Raw genomic sequence first — 19674 nt, 5'->3', positions numbered from 1 at the left:
TCAGCACCTGAACGTGCATGAACAGCCTTACAGATTTAACCAGCGATGCGGTGCTGCGATTCGGCCCCTACGCGTTTCACATGAGCCAACGGCTGATCCTGGAAGGGGATCGGCCGTTGCGCATGGGCGGGCGGGCGCTGGACATTTTGCAAGTGCTGGTCGAGCGCGCCGGCCACGTGGTCAGCAAGGACGAATTGATCGCCCGGGTCTGGCCGACTTCGGTGGTGGAAGAGATCAACTTGCGCGTACACATTGCGGCGTTGCGCCGGGCTTTGGGCGATGGCCAGAACGGCCAGCGCTACATCGTCAACATTCCCCAGCGCGGCTACAGTTTTATCGCCCCGGTGCAGCGCGGCACGCCAGTCTTCATCGACAGCGCACACAAGCCCCAGCACAACCTGCCGGCGCGGCTGACCCCGATCACCGGCCGCGATTCGATTGTCGGCAGCGTCGTTCGGCAGTTGCCGGTTCGACGCTTCATGACCCTGATCGGCCCGGCCGGCATCGGCAAGACCACCGTGGCGTTGCGCGTGGCAGAGTTGCTGTTGCAGCACTACCGTGACGGCGTCTGGATGGTTGACCTGTCGGCCGTCGATGATCCGTCGCAAGTCTTCAATCACCTGATGAACACCTTGCATGCCGACGCTGGCCTGACTTCACTGCACGCCTTGTTGGTGCTCGATAACTGCGAGCATGTGCTCGAACGCTGCCGCACCTTGATCGACGATCTGCTCACCACCGCGCCACGCCTGTCGATCCTGGCCACCAGCCGCGAACCGCTTCAGGCTCAGGGCGAAACCGTGTTGCGTGTGCCGCCGTTGATGGTGCCGCCGGCCTCGGCGTTGTACAGCGTGTCCGAGGCGATGGGCTATTCGGCGGTGCAGCTGTTTGTCAGCCGCGCCCGCGCCCGGCAGCAAGGTTTCACCTTGCGCGAACAAGACCTCAAAGCCGTGCGCGACATCTGTCGCCGACTCGACGGTTTGCCCCTGGCGATCGAACTGGCCGCCGCGCAGATCGACGCGCTGGCGCTGGTGGGTCTGCAAGCACAACTGGATAACTGCTTCCAACTGCTGACCCAGGGTCGACGCACCGCCGTGCCGCGCCATCAAACCCTCAAGGCCGCGCTGGACTGGAGCTACGAACGCCTGAGCCCGCTGGAGCAAATGGTGTTGCAGCATCTGGCGGTGTTCAAAATGGCCTTCACCCTCGACGCGGCGATTGGCGTGATCAGTTGCGCGGTGTTGCCGCCCATGCACCTGTTGGCCATGGTCGAACGCCTGGCGGGCAAATCGCTGCTGTCGGTCGAGCAGGTCAACGGCACAGCGCGTTATCGCTTCCTCAACACCACACGCTGCTATGCCCTGGAGAAACTTGAAACCAGCGGCCACTTGCCGGCGCTCGAATTGAGCCACGCGCACTACAACAGCCGGGCGCGCTGGATCTCAGGTGTGCAGTTGCCCGCCGAGCTGATCGAGTAACTGCCGTACTTTCGTCAGGTCCGGCGTGGCAAAACCTTCAGTGAACCGGCCATAGATCGGCGCCAACAGCTCATAGGCTTGCCGGCAATGACCCTGACGCTGCCACAGCTGCGCCAGTGAGGTAGCGCTGCGCAACTCCCAGGCCAATGCGCCCTGAGCCTTCGCCACCGCCAGGGCTTTCAGCAGCACGGCTTCGGCCTCGTCCGGGCGCTGGTCGTCGAGCAGCGCATCGCCCCGGGCGCGAAGAATCTCCGCCGTGCTCCAACCCGCCGCGCCACTTTCCGCCCGCGCCAGCAGTCCCTCATCGACACCGCCACCGTCGAGCGTCAGCATGATTTCTTTCACCAGCCCGGCACTCGATTGCGCAGGCCCTTCGGCGCCATCGATCACCCGCGCGTACTGCCGCGCCCAGTTGTAAAACAGCAGCACCGAATGCTTTTGCGCCTGCTCCAGCAACAGACGCAGGAGGTCGCGGGCGGTGGCTTGGTCGCCGTTGTACTGGGCGATCACGCAACCGGCCAGCGCCAGGGTGTAGCAGATCGACGTGCCGTGATTGATCTGTAGCGCAATGTCCAGCGCCTGGCGCGCGGTGCGCCAGGCTTGGTCCGGGTGGCCTTGCAGCCAGAGGATGCGCGCCAGAATGGTCAGGGCGGCAACGCTCTGGTCGTACTGCACGCCAAACCCGTGGGTGAAGCGGTTGAGGTGGCCGCTCTGGGCCATGCGCTGGATGACCTGTTCGGCGTTGTACCGCGCCTGTGGCTGATCCCCGGAAAAGTGCAAGGCCAGCACCTGCAAGCGGTGTGTGCTGAGTGACAACAGCGGGTCGCCCTGTAACCCCAATTGATCGAATTGACGGCTTTGCTCCAGGGCCATCTGGTAGTTGCCGCTACAGAGATTGACCGCCATGTGCCCGGACACCGCCCGCAACTGACCGGCGACATCGTCGCAGCGTTCGGCCAGGGTCCGGGCGCTGACGAAGGCGTCGACGGTTTCGGCGGTGCCACCCTGGGCGTGGTAACAGGAGCTGCCGAGTGCGAGCTTGAGGGCGATGGTCAGGCGAGGGCAGGGCTCGCCGGCGGCATCGAGCAATGCCAGGGCCCGGCGCACGTACACACCATGTTCCTTGAGCAGCGACAGTTCCTGCCACAGCGGCATCGACGTGGCGGTGAGGCGGATCGCCAGCGTCTGCGGCCCGTTGGCGTGCAAGCCCCATTCGAGGGCGGCGCGAATGTCTTCCAGGCTCCGGGTGTAGCGCTCGATCCACAGGTGCGTTGGGGTTTTCTCCCAGTCGTTCTGGGCCTGGTCCATCAAGGCCAGGCAGCGCTCGCCATGGCGGTGCCGGGTGTCCGACAATTCGCCGGCCAGATGCAGTTTTTCCAGGGCATAGCTGCGGGTGGTGTCGAGCAGGCGATAGAACACGTCCTCGTCGCCAACCTCCACGTTCAGCAACGACTTGGCCACCAGTTGCGTGATCGAGGCAAATACCACGCCGGGTTCGATGTGCTCCCCGATGATCACTGCCGCCGCGGATTCCAGGGTGAAACTGCCGCGGAATATACCCAAGCGGCGCAGGCAGGTTTGCTCGCAGGCACTGAGCAATTCGAAGCTCCAGTCCAGGGTCGCGCGCAGGGTTTGATGACGGCCCAGCGTCACCTGACTGCCTTGGGTCAGCAGGCGAAAACTGCCTTGCAGTTGCGTGTGCAAACCACTGATGCCGAGGTGAGCGACTTGCGCCGCCGCCAGTTCGATGGCCAACGGAATGCCGTCCAGGCGCTGGCAGATTTCAATCGCCAGCGGCAGCTCCGTATCGCTCAATTCGAAACTGTCGTGGCTGGCCATCGCTCGCTCGACGAACAATTGCAGCGCGGAAAAACTCAGGGCCTGGGCGCGATCCAGCACCGCGATCGGCGGCGGGCAGTCCAGGGATTCCAGGCGCTGCACATACTCGCCTTCGGCCCGCAGGCTCTCGCGACTGGTGGCGAGGATATGCACCTGTGGCGCACTGCGCAGGATGCTTTCGCAGAGCAGCGCAATCGCATCAATCAGGTGTTCGCAATTGTCGATCACCAGCAGCATCTGCCGCTCGCGCAGACAGGTCGCCAGGCCGTTCATCGGCTCGTTATCGTGCAGGGCCAGGTCCAGCAGGGTCGCCAGGTGCGCGCTGATCATCGCCGGGTCATTCAGCGGGGCGAGGTCCAGCAGGCGAATGCCGTCGCGGTAGTGACCGATCAGTTGCTCGGCCACCCGCAGGGCCACGGTGGTCTTGCCGATACCGCCGGGGCCGACCAGGGTGATAAAACGCTGGCGGGCCAGGTGCGTGACCACGCTGTCCACCAGATGCTGGCGCCCGATCAGGCGGGTGCGGGGCACCGGCAGGTTATGCCGTTGTGGTTCGAGCGCATCGGGACGTTGCGCGATGGGCTCCAGGGAAAACGGCGCGACAAAACTGTAACCCCGCTGGGCCACGGTGACGATGTAACGCTGGCCGGCCTGACCGTCGCCCAAGGCCTTGCGCAGCGCCGCCATGTGCACGCGCAAATTGATGTCTTCGACCACGCTTTTGGGCCAGACCTGGGCGATCAATTGCTGCTTGCTGACCACATTCCCGGCGTGTTCCAGCAGGATCAACAGAATGTCCATGGCGCGCCGACTCAGGCGCAAAGGCTGGTCGCCTTCCAGGATCAGGCGTTGTCCGGGATAGATCCGGTAAGGGCCGAACTGCACGGCCTGTTCGGGGGAAAGGGTCAACGGCTCACTCCTGCTTGCATCCGTCTAGTACGCGGTTTTCGAGCATATTCCTCAGGATTGTCCGGCAGCGCAATGAGGGCGCGACTGACTGTCAGGTGTTCGCTGCGACTGGCACGTTCCCGCTGTCGTTGGTCACTGCGTATTTATTGGCCGTGAGTGTGACAAACAGGGCGGCGCGGCGCTGGGCGCGATTTTGAAAATTAACAACGTTTAACTCGTCGCGAGTCAGGTCTACGCCCAAAACTCTAGCGCTTCAAGTCCAACGAAGACCTCTGTCTTCGCGTTGTAAAGGGAATGGACACTTCTGGAGAATGCCGGGATGAGCGATGTGGTGGTGGTCTATCACAGTGGCTACGGGCACACCCGGGTCATGGCCGAGGCCGTGGCCCAGGGCGTGGAACGGCACTTGGGCAGTACCTGCCGGCTGATTGCCGTGGAGGACGTGGACACGCAATGGGAGCGCCTGCACCGGGCCGACGCGATCATCTTCGGCGCCCCGACCTACATGGGCAGCGCCTCGGCGTCCTTCAAGGGGTTCATGGAAGCCACTTCCGCCTTCTACCTGGCCCAACCGTGGCGCGACAAACTTGCCGCCGGGTTCACCAATTCCGGCTGCCTGTGCGGCGACAAGCTCAACACCTTGCTGCAGATGGCAGTGTTCGCCGCCCAGCATTCGATGATCTGGGTCGGCCTCGACCTGTTGCCGGCACGCAGCAGCACCGGTCTGTTCGACGGCCAACTCAATCGCCTCGGCAGTTCGCTCGGCGCCATGGCCCAGTCGAATGTCGAACAGTCCCCCGACGACGCGCCACCCGCCGAAGATCGCAGCACCGCCGCGCACCTGGGCGAGCGCATCGCACGCCTGGCCGAGCGCCTGCATCACTCACCGCTTTGATAAATCCCAAAAAAAGGAGCACGCCACATGAGCACATTCACCACCCGCGACGGCACCGAGATCTACTACAAGGACTGGGGCAGCGGTCAGCCCATCGTCTTCAGCCACGGCTGGCCGTTGAATGCCGACAGCTGGGAATCGCAGATGATCTTCCTGGCGTCCAAGGGCTATCGGGTCATCGCCCATGATCGCCGGGGTCATGGCCGCTCGAGCCAGCCGTGGGACGGCAATGACATGGATCACTACGCTGACGACCTGGCGCAATTGATCGAACGGCTGGACCTGAAAGATGTGGTGCTGTTCGGCTTCTCCACTGGCGGCGGTGAAGTGGCACGTTACATCGGTCGTCACGGCACGGGCCGGGTGGCGAAAGCGGGGCTGATTTCTTCGGTGCCGCCGTTGATGCTCAAGACCCAAGCCAACCCCGGCGGTCTGCCTCTGGAAGTGTTTGACGGGATTCGTCAGGCCTCCCTGGTCGACCGTTCGCAGCTGTACAAGGACCTCGCCGCCGGTCCGTTCTTCGGCTTCAACAAACCGGGTGCCAAGTCTTCCCAGGGCATGATCGACTGGTTCTGGCTGCAGGGCATGAGCTCTGGCCACAAGAACGCTTATGACTGCATCAAGGCGTTCTCGGAAACCGACTTCACCGAGGACTTGAAGAAGTTCGACGTGCCAACCCTGGTGGTGCATGGCGATGCGGATCAGGTGGTGCCGATTGAAGCGGCGGGGATTGCTTCGGCCCGGTTGGTCAAAGGCTCGACGCTGAAGGTGTATCCGGGCGCGCCGCATGGTTTGACCGATACCCATAAGGATCAGCTCAACGAAGACCTGTTGGCGTTCCTCAAAGCCTGATTTCGGGCTTTTGTAGGAGCCAAGCTTGCCCGCGTTGGCGTTCCTGAGATCGCCATCGCGAGCAAGCTTGGCTCCTACAAAAAAGCGTTGAAGGCAGGGCCGCGCAGCACCTTGCACCGCCATGCAAACGGATTGATCCCTTCGCTGCGGGTGAAGATGTGGCAAAAATGCGCCTGATCGCAAAATCCGCATTCCAGACTAATCTGCGTCAGGGTCAGGTCGGTGTCGCGGATCAGTTGCTTGGCTTTGGCAATGCGCTGGCCACGAATCCAGTCCTGTGGCGACAAGCCGGTGCTGCACTTGAACGCCCGGGAAAAATGACTGCGCGACAACGCACAGGCGCGAGCCAGTTCGGTCACTTCCAGGCTGTCGCTCAGGCGTTCGAGAATCAGTTGCTTGACCAGGTTTTCGCGCCAGGGGGCGAGGCCGCCGGTGCTGGTTTTTTGCGGCGACGTGGCGGACGCCCTGACGGCGTGATGCTGAACATGGGCCATGACAAATATCCGTGTCGGTGGGAATGCGCGGGCGCACTGCACGGTGGATCAGCACCTTCCCTTATGCAGAAAACAGCTGTGTGCAGTGGGCTTCATTCTTGGCCGCGGGGCGTTGGCAGGCGAGTTAAACGTTGTTAATTCCTTGCCCGGTTCGCGGCGAAGAAACCGCGCTAACTCAGCACATCGCTGCAAGTGCGCAGGGGCAGGGCAGGTCAAAATGAATGACGTATGGCGCGGCCGGGGATGGCCGCTTTTCTCAGATCAAAGGTGAAGGCATGAAGCATTCTGTGGTTGGCACACTGGGCCTGGCGGTTGCGCTGGCGTCCGGGATTTCGATGGCAGCGGCACCGGCGCAGGTCGGCACGCAGGTGCCCGGTTACTACCGGTTGGCGGTGGGGGATTACGAAGTGACGGCGCTGTTCGACGGCTACAACGACCTGTCGCCGAAACTGCTCAAGGGCCTGACCCAGAGCCAGATCCGTGCACTGCTGGCCCGGCGCTCGATTGAAACACCGGGGGTGCAAACCGCGTTCAACGCGTTTCTGGTCAACACCGGCAAGCATTTGATCCTGGTCGATACCGGGGCAGGGCAGTGCATCGGTGCCACGGCCGGTATGCTCTCGGACAACATGAAAGCCGCCGGTTATCAGCCGGACCAGGTTGACGCCATCCTGCTGACCCACCTGCACCTGGATCACGTCTGCGGTCTGGTCGACGCCGAGCAAAAACCGGTTTTCGCCAACGCCACGGTCTACGCCGCCAAGGCCGAAGCCGATTACTGGCTCGATCCACAGGCCATCGCCAAGGCGCCGGAAGGGGCCAAGCCGTACTTCAAAATCGCCCAGGATTCGACCGCGCCGTACGTCGCGGCGGGCCGCTTCAAGACCTTCGACGCCGGTCAGTCGCCGGTGCCGGGTGTCCAGGCCACGCTAGAGGCCGGGCACACGCCGGGCAGCACCACCTATCGTTTTACTTCCCAGGGCCAGAGCATTCTGTTCATGGGTGACCTGGTGCATAACCTGGCGGTGCAATTTCTCCATCCCGAAGTGTCGATCGGTTTTGACGTCAACAGTCAGCAGGCGATCGAGAGCCGCAACAAGGTCTTCACCGATGCTGCGATCAGCAAAACCTGGGTCACCGCCGCGCACTTGCCGTTCCCGGGCATTGGTCATATCGCCGCCGAGGGCAAGCATTTCCAGTGGGTGCCGGTGGAGTACGGGCCGTACAAACGAGCGGCGAAAGTGCCGTTGATCGAGTAGAGTTCGACAGACCGTGCCTGGCTGACAACCCAAATGGATTGCCCTTATGAACCGTAACGATCTGCGCCGCGTCGACATGAACCTGCTGGTGATTTTCGAAGCCCTGATGTTCGAAAAGAACCTGACCCGGGTCGCCGAAAAACTGTTCATGGGCCAACCGGCGGTCAGCGCCGCGTTGGGCCGTTTGCGTGATCTGTTCGACGATCCGTTGCTGCTGCGCAACGGTCGCGGCATGGAACCGACGGCGCGGGCATTGGCGATTCTCAAGGAACTGCAACCGGCGATGGACGTGATCTCCGGCGCGGTCAGCCGCGCCAAGGAATTCGAGCCGGCCAGCAGCTGCGATGTGTTTCGCATCGGGCTGTCGGACGATGCCGAATTTGGTTTGTTTCCGCCGTTGCTGAGTCAGTTGCGGGAGGAGGCGCCGGGGATCATCGTCGTCGTGCGCCGCGCCAATTACCTGCTGATGCCGGCATTGCTGGCGTCCGGGGAAATCTCCGTGGGCGTGAGCTACACCACCGATTTGCCGGCCAATGCCAAGCGCAAGAAACTGCGGGATATTCCCTGCAAGGTGTTGCGTGGGGACAAACGGCCTGGCCCGCTGACCCTGGATGAATACTGCGAACGGCCCCATGCGATGGTGTCGTTCTCGGGTGACCTGAGCGGCAACATCGATCTCGACCTGGCCAAGATCGGCCGTTCCCGCCGCGTGGTGCTGGGCGTGCCGCAATTCAGCGGTTTACGTGCGTTACTGGCCGGGACCGAAATGATCGCGACCGTGCCGGATTACGCCGCCTGCGCCCTGGTCGAAGGCTGTGCGCTGCGCGCCGAAGACCCACCGTTTGAAATCGAGGCGGCACAGTTATCGATGGCCTGGAGCGGCGTGCACGACAACGACCCGGCAGAGAAATGGCTGCGCTCACGCATCAGCCAATTCATGTCCGAACCGCTCAACATCCCGACCCCCTAACCCCAGACAAACACACATGATCATTCCCACGCTCCCGCGTGGGAATGCCTCCACCGACGCTCTGCGTTCGGCGCTGGATGGGACGCGGAGCGTCCCGGGCTGCATTCCCACGCAGAGCGTGGGAACGATCAATCCGCCATCGTGAGCAAGCTTTGCTCCTACAGGGTTGTGTGGTGGTTGGGGGGCAGCCGCAAAAAGAGCACGTACATCCAATTTTCTCCGTCCTCCCCCCGGCACTATCAACTCAAGTGCCGGCGAAGCCATGCCGGTGATTTTTTCACAGGGGCGCGCAGGCGATGAACGCATCGGCATGGGATGAACGGGCTCGGGACTTCGGGCTGTTGTTTTTGCGGGTCAGCGGCGGACTGTTTTTGCTGTGGGTGCACGGCTTGCCCAAGCTGCTGCACTTCAGCACCGAAGTGCAGAACATCGAAGACCCGTTCCACCTGGGCGCCAACCTGACGTTGATCCTGGCGATTTTCGCCGAGGTGCTGTGCCCGCTGCTGATCATCGCCGGGGTGCTGGTGCGTTTGGCGTGTTTGCCTATTCTGTTTCTGCTGCTGGTGGCGTTGGTGGTCGTGCATCCGCAATGGAGCCTGTTTGAAGGGCAGTTCGGCTGGCTGCTGTTGATTGTGTTCACCAGCATCCTCATCGCCGGGCCGGGACGGCTGGCGCTCAATGAACGTTTCGCCGGAGTCCTTCGTTATGCCTGATGCCAACCACGCCGCCGCTGCAAAACCGGGTTTCGATGAGATCGTGACCCTGATCATCAAGCACCGGGTCAAGGCCGGGTTCGAAGTGCCCTACGAAGCCTGGTTGCGCAACATCGTGACGATTGCCGGGCAGCAGGAAGGGCACTTGGGCGTGGACGTGATGCGCGGCAAAAACGCCGGCCTCGACATGTACACCTGTGTGCTGCGCTTCTGTTCCACCGAGGCGATGCAGCATTGGCTGGATTCGCCGCAACGGCTTGAGCTGGTCAACGAAGCCACACCGATGCTGGCCGACGGCGACCAGACCGAGGTCAACCCGGTCAACGAGTTCTGGTTCGCGCCAACGGTCGACGCCGCGTCGCCACCGCCACCGCGCTGGAAGCAGGCCGTGGTGACGTTGCTGGTGATTTTGCCGCACACCTTGCTGGTGCCGATGCTCTGGGGGCCGCTGCTCAAGCTGCACCCGATCCTGTCCAACTACGTGGTCGCCACGTTCCTGATCACCGTGACCATCGTGGTCTCGGTGGTGTACCTGTTCATGCCAAGGGCGACCCGATTGTTCGCGCCCTGGTTGTCTCACTCCACTGCGAAGAAGGAACCGTGATGAACGCCGATCTGATTCTGTTCAATGGCCAATTCCATACCGTTGACCGCGAAAACCCGCTGGCCAGCGCCGTGGCGATCAAGGACGGGCGCTTTGTTGCGGTCGGTAACGACGGCGAAGCCATGGCCCTGCGCGGTTCGGGCACCCAGGTCATCGACCTCAAGGGCCGCTGCGTCATTCCCGGCCTCAACGACTCGCACTTGCACCTGATCCGTGGCGGCTTGAACTACAACCTCGAACTGCGCTGGGAAGGCGTGCCGTCGTTGGTCGATGCCCTGCGCATGCTCAAGGACCAGGCCGACCGCACCCCAACACCGCAATGGGTGCGCGTAGTCGGTGGCTGGAACGAATTCCAGTTCGCCGAAAAACGCATGCCGACCCTGGAAGAACTTAACCAGGCCGCGCCGGATACGCCAGTCTTCGTGCTGCACCTCTACGACCGTGCCTTGCTCAACCGTGCTGCACTGCGCGTCGCCGGTTACACCCGCGATACGCCGAACCCACCGGGTGGCGAAATCGTCCGGGATGCCAATGGCAATCCGACCGGCATGCTGGTGGCGCGCCCGAACGCGATGATTCTCTACTCGACGCTGGCCAAAGGGCCGAAGTTGCCGCTGGAATACCAAGTCAACTCGACCCGTCAGTTCATGCGTGAACTCAATCGCCTGGGCCTGACCAGTGCCATCGATGCCGGCGGCGGTTTCCAGAATTACCCGGACGACTACCAGGTGATCGAGCAGTTGGCCAAGGATCAGCAACTGACGATCCGCATCGCCTATAACCTGTTCACCCAGAAGCCGAAAGAAGAACTCAGCGACTTCAAGAACTGGACGTCGAGCGTGACCCTGCACCAGGGCGACGACTACCTGCGGCACAATGGCGCTGGCGAGATGCTGGTGTTCTCGGCGGCGGATTTCGAGGACTTCCTCGAACCGCGCCCGGACCTGCCGCAAACCATGGAAGACGAACTGGAACCGGTGGTACGCCACCTGGTCGAGCAGCGCTGGCCATTCCGTTTGCACGCGACCTACAACGAATCCATCAGCCGCATGCTCGACGTGTTCGAGAAGGTCAACCGTGACATTCCGTTCAACGGCTTGCCGTGGTTTTTCGACCACGCCGAAACCATCACCCCGCAGAACATCGAGCGGGTGAGGGCGCTGGGCGGTGGCATTGCGATCCAGGACCGCATGGCGTTCCAGGGCGAGTATTTCGTCGAGCGTTACGGCGCCAAAGCCGCCGAAGCCACGCCGCCGATCAAGCGCATGTTGGCCGAGGGAATACCGGTCGGCGCCGGCACCGACGCCACCCGGGTGTCGAGCTACAATCCTTGGACCTCGCTGTACTGGATGGTCAGCGGCCGTACCGTCGGCGGTCTGGAGCTGCATGCCGAAGGCCTGTCGCGGTTGACCGCGCTGGAGCTGTTCACCCACGGCAGCGCCTGGTTCTCGTCCGAACAGGGCAAGAAAGGCCAGATCAAGGTTGGTCAATTGGCCGACGTCGCCGCCCTCAGCGCCGATTTTTTCAGCGTCGATGAAGAGGCGATCAAATGGATCGAGTCCGTGTTGACGGTGGTCGGCGGCAAGGTCGTGTACGCCGCCGGTGACTTCGAAAAACTCGGCCCGGCCAGCGTGCCGGTGCTGCCGGACTGGTCGCCGGTGGTGAAAGTCCCCGGCCACTGGCGTCCGACGTCGCCGATGCAGGCTCAGGTTCACCATTGCAGCGGGCCGTGCGGCGTGCATTCCCACAGCCACGAAAAGGCGCGCCTGTCGAATGCGCCGGTCAGCGATTTTGCGGGTTTCTGGGGCGCCTTCGGCTGCTCGTGCTTTGCCTTCTGACGATCAAAAAAGCGCCGGCCTGGTGCCGGCGTCATCAGCACCATCCCACTACCGAGGAGTTTCACATGAGCAACGTTCCGTACAAACGCCTGAACAAAGACGATGCCGTTGTACTGTTGGTTGACCACCAGACCGGCCTGATTTCGCTGGTGCAGGATTTCTCGCCCAACGAGTTCAAGAACAACGTGCTGGCCCTCGCGGACCTGGCCAAGTTCTTCAAACTGCCAACCATCCTTACCACCAGCTTCGAAAACGGCCCGAACGGCCCGATGGTGCCGGAGCTCAAGGAACTGTTCCCGGACGCGCCGTACATCCCGCGTCCAGGCCAGATCAACGCCTGGGACAACGAAGACTTCGTCAAAGCCGTGAAAGCCACTGGCCGCAAGCAACTGATCATTGCCGGTGTGGTGACTGACGTCTGCGTGACCTTCCCGACCTTGTCGGCCCTGGCTGAAGGTTTTGAAGTGTTCGTGGTGACCGATGCTTCGGGCACCTTCAACGAAACCGTCCAGCAAGCCGCTTGGGCGCGCATGACCGCGGCTGGCGCACAACTGGTGAACTGGTTCTCGGTGGCCTGCGAGCTGCAAGGCGACTGGCGCAACGACATGGAAGGCCTGGCGAACCTGCTGTCGCCGCGCATTCCGAACTATCGCAACTTGATGAACAGCTATTCGGCGTTGGCTGCCAAATAAGTCTCGTCGCGCTCAAAAATGCCCGCCAATGTGCGGGCATTTTCTTGCCTGACACAAACCCCGTGTAGCAGCTGTCGAGCATCGCGAGGCAGCGTTCGGCGGCGAAGCCGTCGCAAACTCAGACGCCGTGGTGTTTCAGGTAAAACGCGGTGGCAGGATTGACGACGGCTTCGCCGCCGAACGCTGCCTCGCGGTGCTCGACAGCTGCTACACAAGGCCCGGTTCGACCCGTGGATCAACGGTTTTGCAACCACCCCAGAAAACCTCCTTTCCTGACCGGAACCGGCGTAGCCATCAACGCCATCCGACTGTTCTGCTGCCGCACCGCCTGCAACTTGTTCAACGCCCGCCCAACCTCGCCACGCTGTGCCATGCAATCGCGGGTCAAAGACTTGTCGATCCGGTAAATGATGCACGACGTCAATGCGGTGAAGCAGGCCTGGGACGGTGCATCGGTGAGGATGCTCTGTTCGCCCATGACCTCACTCGGCCCCATGCGTCCGGCTTCGGTGTGCCCGGTGCCATCGGGCACGGTGGCGCTGACCACGCCAGTGGCAATCACGAACAGGCTGTCCGGCACTTCGTCCAATTCCAGCACCACCTGACCCGCCGCGTACTGCTGGGGCACCATCGCCTGGGCCAGTCGATCACGTTCATCCTCGTCCAGCGAACGAAAGATTTTCACTTCATCGAGCAACGCTCGCGCCCGGGTCGAAGGCTCGATCACGCCATCAAGTTGCCGGGAAATACCCGCCGCTTCCAGATGCCGATGGGCCAGGTCGAACAGTTGATTACGCACCTCGGCTTTTTTCCCAAGCTCGGCGATAAAACCGCTGGCCACGTATTCGGACATGGTTTCGCCAGCCTCTTTCAACACCGCTTTCGGCGCCGGATTCAGCAATAAGGTGCTGCTGCCTTGAAGCGTACGATCCAGCGCATCCAGCACCCGACGCGGGCGAATATGGTTGGGCACTTGAATGCTGATCGACACCCCGTGCAGGTTGTTCGGCCGGCTCAGGTTGACGATCTTCGCCTTGGCCGCGACCGAGTTCGGCACCACCGCCATGGTGCCGGCGCTGGTGAGCAGATGCGTGGCGCGCCAGTCGATGTCGAGCACCTTGCCTTCGACGCCGTCGATCACCACAAAATCATCCACCTGATACGGCTTGGTGGTGTTGAGCACGATCCCGGAAAACACATCGCTCAAGGTGCTTTGCAACGCCAGGCCGACCACGATCGCCACCACTCCGGACGTCGCCAGCAGACCTTTGACTGGCAACTCCAGCACATACCCGGCCGCCGCGACGATGGCCACCAGAAACACCAGCGCGCCAATGACATCCTGCAACAACCGTCCGCTATGACCGATGCGGCGCATCAGCACCAGGCCGATGACTTCGGTGAGCACCCGCGCGGCGTACAGCCACCAGACAATCCCCAATGCTGTGGCCCCGAGTTGTGCCACAGGGTCGTCGGCAAACACCGGCGCCTGGAGCGGGCTGACGCCAGCGTTGATGATCACCGCGCTGAAGATCAGAAACAGCGCCAGGCGCAGGCCGATGCGGGTGACGCGGTGCTTGAATGGCGCGAGGTGCCAGAGCAGGGCGTCGATCACCAGCAGCAGGGCGCTCCAGGACAGGGGGTGGTCGTAGATGAGGGACATGGGGGAACTCCGCTGAAAGTAAGATCGCATCCGCCCCCGTAGCAGCTGTCGAGCACCGCGAGGCAGCGTTCGGCAGCGAAGCCGTCGTCAATCCTGCCACCCCGGTTTACCTGATACACCGTGGTGTCTGATTTTACGACGGCTTCGCCGCCGAACGCTGCCTCGCGGTGCTCGGCAGCTGCTACAGGGATCTGCTTCAGTTCAAATGCGTCTTCAGTTCCAGTGCCGCCTGCCTGACCGCTGCTTTCACTTCCGGAATCTGACTCAGCGGATTCAACAGCCCGAAGTCATGAATCATCCCGTTATAACGCACCGCCGTCACCGGTACACCCGCCGCATCGAGGTGACGGGCATAGGCTTCGCCTTCATCACGCAACACGTCGAACTCGGCGGTCTGTACCAGCGCCGCCGGCAAGCCTTTGAGCTGTTCGGCACTGGCCTGCAACGGCGAGGCGTGGATCTGTGCCCGCTGGCCGGCGTCTTTGGTGTAGTTGTCCCAGAACCAATTCATCATGCCCTTGGTCAGGAAGTGCCCTTCGGCAAATTGCTGGTACGACCCTGTATCGAATTGCGCGTTGGTTACTGGCCACATCAACAACTGAAAGCGCAGCGCCGGGGTTTTCTGTTCCTTGGCCATCAACGCCACGACCGCTGCCATGTTGCCGCCGACGCTGTTGCCGGCCACCGCCAGGCGCTGGCCATCGACGCCGATTTCCTTGCCATGCTCAGCCACCCAACGGGTCGCGGCGTAGGCCTGGTTGATCGCGGTCGGGTACTGCGCTTCCGGTGATGGTGTGTAATCGACATACACCGCCACCGCGCCGGAGCCCATCACCAGGTCATGGATCAAGCGTTGATGAGTCGGGTAATCGCCCAGCACCCAGCCGCCACCGTGGAAGAACATGAACACCGGCAACTCACCTTTGACTTTGGCTGGGCGGACGATTTTCAGGTTGATGGTTTGCCCATCGACCTTGATCGCACGCTCGCTGACATCCACGCCCGACAAATCCACCTTCACCGAATTCTGCGCACCGGTCAGCACCGCACGGGCATCCTTGGGGCTCAGTTGTTCAAGGGGTTTGCCACCGCCAGCGGCGAGGGCTTCGAGGAAGGCTTGGGTGGTGTGTTCGACACCGGGGCTGCCCGCAGCGAATGCGTTGCCAACGGCGAGGGCGAGGAGGGAAGCGGTCAGGGTTTTCTTGACGATGTTCATGGCATAAATCCTTTTTAATTGTGTATTCGAATTCGGGTTCGGTTTCCGGAGCAGCGGCTGTTCGCTGCACCGTGGACACAGATTAATGGGGTGCCAGAAACGGAAAAAGCGGCTATAAAGTGTTTGACTGTCAACCAGGGCGTGACAATGAACCCGTTCGAAGATATGCGTATTTTTTGCCAGGTGATGGACTCCGGCAGCTTCACCGCCGCGGCGGATCAACTGGGCCTGTCCAAGCAGTTCGTCAGCCGTCGCTTGATGCAATTGGAGGAACGCCTCGGCGTGCGCCTGCTCAATCGTTCGACCCGGCGCCTGGACGTGACGCCCCTCGGCCAGAGTTATTACGAGTCCGCGTTGCGCCTGCTCAGCGAAGTCGAGCAAGTGGAGCAGGGCATCGCCGGCCAGACCACCGAGCCGCGCGGCACCATTCGTTTGAGCGCGCCGCTGTCGTTTGCGTTGGCGCATTTGGGGTGTTTGCTGCCGGTGTTTTTGCAGCGCTATCGCGACGTCACCGTCGAAGTGGACCTGAGTGACCGACCGGTGGATTTGCTCGGTGAGGGCTACGACCTGGCGTTGCGCATCGGCGTGCTGGAAGACTCGACCCTGATCGCCCGGCGCATCGCCTCGATCCAGCGCGTGTACTGCGCCAGCCCAGCGTACCTCGCCGAGCGCGGCACGCCGGCCAAACCCGAAGACCTGCTTAGCCATGATTGTTTGCCGTATGGCCACGGGCGTCAGGTGCAATGGCGTTTTGAAGGGCAGGGCAAGCCGCTGACCGTCAACGTCACCGGGCGGATGCGGGTCAACAACGGGGAATTGCTCAAGGACGCGGCGATTGCGGGGATGGGGATTACCTATCTACCGACGTTTATTGTCGGCGCGGCGCTGAAGGACGGGCGGTTGGTGCCGGTGCTGGAGGATTTTCGACCGGAGCCGCTGACGTTGTCGGCGGTGTACCCGCAGCATCGCCAAGGGTCGCGACCGGTGCAGGCGTTTATCGAGTTTTTGCGCGAGCGGCTGGATCAGCACCCATTGTAGGAGCGAAGCTTGCTCGCGAAAGCGGAGTGTCCTTCAACTTAAGTGCTGACTGACACTCCGCTTTCGCGAGCAAGCTTCGCTCCTACAGGGGGATTTATGATGATCAGTTGACCCGTTTGTCATCCCCCGGCTCGCCGCCGACGTGGACGCCACGGTCATCGGCTACTTCGCCCGCACGGTGGACGCCGTGGTCGTCACCCACTTCACCAGCGCGATGAACCCCATGATCGTCCCCTGGCTCCGCGTGGGTACCATTGCGCCCGGAGGATGCTGAATCCCCGGAGTGTCCGCTGCCGCTATGACCGCTGCCGCTTCCACCGTTGCCGCCACTGCCACTGCCGCCGTGACCGCTGCCGCTTCCACCGTTGCCGCCACCGCCACTGCCGCCGTGACCGCCACCATTGCCGCCGCCACCACCACTTCCTCCGCCGCCGCCACTGCCTCCGTGCCCACCGCCATTGCCGCCACCGCCACCGCCACCGCCACCGCTTCCGCCACCCCCACTTCCACCATGGCCACCCCCATTGCCGCCACCGCCACTACCCCCTTCCTTGGCTTGCGCGCTCGATACACCGGACAGGCTGTCCGGAATCAAAATGGTCGACGCCGACAGGACTGCGCCAATCGCTACTGCCAGTAAAAGCTTGTTGATGTGCATGTCGTTCTCCGTCTTCTTATTCAGATTGGAACGTGGATGAACAATGCAACGTGCTGCTTCATTCAATCGGTTAACACGGCAACCCACGGTTTTATTCAGTTGATTCGCGCGGATCAGTGAATGCTGGAGGCCAGTTCGAAGATCGGCATGTACATCAGGATCACGATGACGCCGATCAGCAGGCCGATGAAGGTCATCAGCAACGGTTCGAACAAGCGTACGAACCACTCGAGCCAGCGGCTGATTTCTTCGTCGTAGAAGTCGGCGCTGCGTTCCATCATTTGCCCCAGGTTGCCGGACTGTTCACCGGCGCGCAGCAGGCGCAGGGACACCGGGGTCACCAGGTGATTGAGTTCCAGCGCGGTGGACAGCGATTGCCCTTCGCGCACCCGTTCGCAGGCCTGGTCCAGGCGCAAACGCGAGGCGACGGTGAGCAGGCCGCGGACCATGCCCATCGCTGTGACGAGCGGGATGCCGCCTTGCAGCAGAATCCCCAGGGAACGATAAAAGCGCGCCAGTTCGTACATGAAGATCCGCTGATGCACCGCCGGGAGTTTTTCGATCAAGCGGTCCACGCCCCGACGAAAGGCCGGTTGGCGCTGGAGGAAGGCGAGGGCGACGATGATCGCCGCCAGCGTGCCGAAGAATTCAAGCTGATGCGTGTGGAGGAACATGCCGCTGCTCATCAGGATCTGCGACATCCACGGCAGGTTCGAGCCGAGGCCTTCGAACACCAGGCTGAAACGCGGCACCACGTAGCCCATCAGGAACAGCACCACGCCACCGCCGACAACCAGCAACAGCAGCGGGTAGATCGAGGCGCTGATGATCTTCTGCCGCACCTCGTCCATGCGCTGGCGATAGCTGACGTAACGGCCCAGCGCCTCGCCCACGGCGCCGGTCTTCTCGCTGGATTGCACCAGCGCCACGTACAGCGGCGGGAACACCGCCGATAACTGGGCCAACGCCTGGGAGAACGATTTGCCCTCGTACAGCAGGCGCACCAGTTCGCTCAAGGTTTTGCGGGCCTGGGGCGCGGATTCTTTTTCCGCCAGACTTTCCAGCGCATCGATCAACGGCAGGCCGGCGTTGAGCAGCGTGGTCAGTTCCTGGCTGAACAGCACCAGGTTAAACGTCTCGCGCTGGCGCAAGCGTAATGCGCGCCAGTGACGCTCGGCGTGCAGGCTGAGCACTCGCAAGCCCTGGTCTTCGACGATGCGTCGGGCCTCGCTGTGGCCGGGGGCTTCGACGGTCATCGAGACCACGCCAGCCTTGCCGACAGCCTTGAGATGAAAGCGCATGGGCGTCGCTCCGCTTATTGCCAGTTGGTGACTTCAGCGTTTTCGCCTTCGCCGCCGGGTTGCCCGTCCTTGCCCATCGACAGCAGGTCGTACTCGCTGTTTTCCCCGGGGTAGCGGTAGGCGTAGTTACGACCCCAAGGGTCCTGGGGCAGTTTTTTCTGCAGGTACGGGCCGGTCCAGCGGGTTTCATCGCTGGGCGCGATGACCAGCGCCTGCAAACCCTGTTCGGTGGACGGGTAGTGACCGACCTCCAATCGATACAGGTCCAGGGCCTTGCTCAAGCCTTCGATCTGCGCCTTGGCGACCTTCACTTCCGAGCGCCCCAACTGGGCGAAATACTTCGGCGCAACGATGCCGGCCAACAACCCCAGCACCACCAACACCACCAACAATTCGAGCAAGGTGAACCCGCGTTGAGGGCGCGGGGCGGAACACGGACGCTGATTCATGATGACCTCTATCCAGTGGGCAGCAGGGTCGCTGAAGGGCCTTATGCAATTGCCATGCTCACGCTTGGAGATACCGCTGAACCCCTTGTGATTCGGGCCCTGGCGCCGACGGCACAGTGCTTGCGTATGGCTGGTTGACTACCGGCCATTGGGGCATAAGCCCCGTTTTTCGGGGCCGGCCAGGGGAGGTATGAAACATGAAAACTCTCACCGCAGGACTGCTCGGCGCGCTGCTGCTGAGCGGCGTCGCCCAGGCCGATGTCTTCGTTTCCATGGACACCAAGGGCAGCTACGTTCTGTCCAATGTTCACCGTCCCGGACGGCACTATGAACGGGTGATTCACGAGCCCGAATCTGCCCAACTGAGCATGGATCAGCAACCGCAGATGATCGCCCGCCAGCCCTATGCCGAACTGGTCTCGGCGGCGGCCACGGCCAATCAGTTGCCGGCGGCGCTGCTGCACGCGGTGATCCAGGCCGAGTCCAGCTACAACGCCGACGCGACGTCGGCCAAAGGTGCCGGCGGGCTGATGCAATTGATGCCCGGCACTGCTCGCGAACTGGGGGTGACCGACGTCTACGACCCCAAGGCCAACATCCAGGGCGGCGCTCGTTATCTCAAGCGTTTGATGACCCTGTTTGACAACGACATCAGCCTCGCCGTCGCGGCCTACAACGCCGGGCCGCAAGCGGTGCTCAGCCGTGGCGGGGTGATCCCGCCGTTCGCCGAAACCCAGCGTTATGTGCCCAGCGTGTTGCGCCAGTACCGACGTTTGCAGGGCCTTGCCGTGGATGCGCCGTTGTGA

The 19674-nt window shown here is 62.3% G+C and carries 18 protein-coding genes; 11 read left to right on the top strand and 7 right to left on the bottom strand.

Annotated elements, in window-relative coordinates; genetic code table 11:
* The first annotated feature begins 17 nt into the window (after positions 1–17).
* Positions 18–1478 carry an ATP-binding protein gene (locus HKK53_RS08715; RefSeq protein ID WP_169370483.1) on the top strand — a complete coding sequence of 487 codons (1461 nt, stop codon included), beginning with the start codon at positions 18–20 and terminating at the stop codon, positions 1476–1478.
* Here the strand turns inward: HKK53_RS08715 and HKK53_RS08710 are convergent.
* Positions 1443–4226, bottom strand: a complete 2784-nt coding sequence (locus HKK53_RS08710) for an ATP-binding protein (protein ID WP_169370482.1) — start codon at positions 4224–4226, stop codon at positions 1443–1445. The genes HKK53_RS08715 and HKK53_RS08710 overlap by 36 nt on opposite strands.
* A 319-nt stretch (positions 4227–4545) precedes the next feature.
* On the opposite strand from HKK53_RS08710, the gene HKK53_RS08705 reads away from it, so the two are divergent.
* Together HKK53_RS08705 and HKK53_RS08700 are read left to right on the top strand one after the other, a co-directional pair.
* Positions 4546–5121, top strand: a complete 576-nt coding sequence (locus tag HKK53_RS08705) for a flavodoxin family protein (RefSeq protein ID WP_169370481.1) — start codon at positions 4546–4548, stop codon at positions 5119–5121.
* Positions 5122–5148: 27 nt separating this feature from the next.
* Positions 5149–5973, top strand: a complete 825-nt coding sequence (locus HKK53_RS08700; RefSeq protein WP_169370480.1) for an alpha/beta fold hydrolase — start codon at positions 5149–5151, stop codon at positions 5971–5973.
* A 74-nt stretch (positions 5974–6047) separates the two neighbouring features.
* Here HKK53_RS08700 and HKK53_RS08695 read toward each other — a convergent pair whose 3' ends face one another.
* Positions 6048–6467 (bottom strand): helix-turn-helix domain-containing protein, encoded by a 420-nt coding sequence (locus HKK53_RS08695; RefSeq protein ID WP_178117447.1) that lies wholly within the window; start codon positions 6465–6467, stop codon positions 6048–6050.
* Between the two features lie 275 nt (positions 6468–6742).
* On the opposite strand from HKK53_RS08695, the gene HKK53_RS08690 reads away from it, so the two are divergent.
* The 6 genes from HKK53_RS08690 to ycaC all read left to right on the top strand — a co-directional run bounded on the left by HKK53_RS08690 (position 6743) and on the right by ycaC (position 12543).
* Positions 6743–7726 (top strand): MBL fold metallo-hydrolase, encoded by a 984-nt coding sequence (locus tag HKK53_RS08690; protein WP_169370479.1) that lies wholly within the window; start codon positions 6743–6745, stop codon positions 7724–7726.
* A gap of 46 nt (positions 7727–7772) precedes the next feature.
* A complete protein-coding gene (locus HKK53_RS08685) occupies positions 7773–8696 on the top strand; it encodes a LysR family transcriptional regulator (protein ID WP_123406592.1) in 924 nt (307 codons plus the stop codon).
* A gap of 296 nt (positions 8697–8992) precedes the next feature.
* Complete coding sequence (locus HKK53_RS08680) at positions 8993–9409, top strand: DoxX family protein (protein WP_169370478.1); 417 nt, start codon at positions 8993–8995, stop codon at positions 9407–9409.
* Entirely contained in the window at positions 9402–10013 is a 612-nt protein-coding gene (locus HKK53_RS08675; RefSeq protein WP_169370477.1) for an antibiotic biosynthesis monooxygenase, read from the top strand. Before HKK53_RS08680 ends, HKK53_RS08675 begins: the two co-directional genes overlap by 8 nt.
* The gene (locus HKK53_RS08670; RefSeq protein WP_169370476.1) at positions 10013–11851 is read left to right on the top strand and encodes an amidohydrolase; all 1839 of its coding nucleotides are present in this window, start codon (positions 10013–10015) and stop codon (positions 11849–11851) included. Before HKK53_RS08675 ends, HKK53_RS08670 begins: the two co-directional genes overlap by 1 nt.
* Before the next feature lie 65 nt (positions 11852–11916).
* The gene (ycaC, locus tag HKK53_RS08665; RefSeq protein WP_133837047.1) at positions 11917–12543 is read left to right on the top strand and encodes an isochorismate family cysteine hydrolase YcaC; all 627 of its coding nucleotides are present in this window, start codon (positions 11917–11919) and stop codon (positions 12541–12543) included.
* A gap of 235 nt (positions 12544–12778) precedes the next feature.
* Here the strand turns inward: ycaC and HKK53_RS08660 are convergent, their stop codons facing one another.
* Together HKK53_RS08660 and HKK53_RS08655 are read right to left on the bottom strand one after the other, a co-directional pair.
* The gene (locus HKK53_RS08660) at positions 12779–14206 is read right to left on the bottom strand and encodes a mechanosensitive ion channel family protein (RefSeq protein WP_169370475.1); all 1428 of its coding nucleotides are present in this window, start codon (positions 14204–14206) and stop codon (positions 12779–12781) included.
* Positions 14207–14402: 196 nt separating this feature from the next.
* Positions 14403–15422: an alpha/beta hydrolase gene (locus HKK53_RS08655; protein WP_169370474.1), complete on the bottom strand. Its 1020-nt coding sequence runs from the start codon at positions 15420–15422 to the stop codon at positions 14403–14405.
* A 147-nt stretch (positions 15423–15569) separates the two neighbouring features.
* On the opposite strand from HKK53_RS08655, the gene HKK53_RS08650 reads away from it, so the two are divergent.
* Positions 15570–16460, top strand: a complete 891-nt coding sequence (locus tag HKK53_RS08650) for a LysR family transcriptional regulator (RefSeq protein ID WP_169370473.1) — start codon at positions 15570–15572, stop codon at positions 16458–16460.
* Between the two features lie 103 nt (positions 16461–16563).
* On the opposite strand, the gene HKK53_RS08645 is transcribed toward HKK53_RS08650, so the two are convergent.
* The 3 genes from HKK53_RS08645 to gspG form a co-directional block, all read right to left on the bottom strand.
* Entirely contained in the window at positions 16564–17118 is a 555-nt protein-coding gene (locus HKK53_RS08645; protein ID WP_169370472.1) for a hypothetical protein, read from the bottom strand.
* 113 nt (positions 17119–17231) lie between these two features.
* Entirely contained in the window at positions 17232–18419 is a 1188-nt protein-coding gene (locus HKK53_RS08640; RefSeq protein WP_169370471.1) for a type II secretion system F family protein, read from the bottom strand.
* 14 nt (positions 18420–18433) lie between these two features.
* On the bottom strand, positions 18434–18868 hold the full coding sequence (gene gspG, locus HKK53_RS08635; protein ID WP_169370470.1) for a type II secretion system major pseudopilin GspG: 435 nt from the start codon (positions 18866–18868) through the stop codon (positions 18434–18436).
* Positions 18869–19065: 197 nt separating this feature from the next.
* On the opposite strand from gspG, the gene HKK53_RS08630 reads away from it, so the two are divergent.
* Complete coding sequence (locus tag HKK53_RS08630; RefSeq protein WP_169370469.1) at positions 19066–19674, top strand: lytic transglycosylase domain-containing protein; 609 nt, start codon at positions 19066–19068, stop codon at positions 19672–19674.

The organism is Pseudomonas sp. ADAK7, assembly GCF_012935675.1.
Lineage (GTDB): Bacteria > Pseudomonadota > Gammaproteobacteria > Pseudomonadales > Pseudomonadaceae > Aquipseudomonas.
This window is presented reverse-complemented; position numbering and strand designations above follow the sequence as displayed.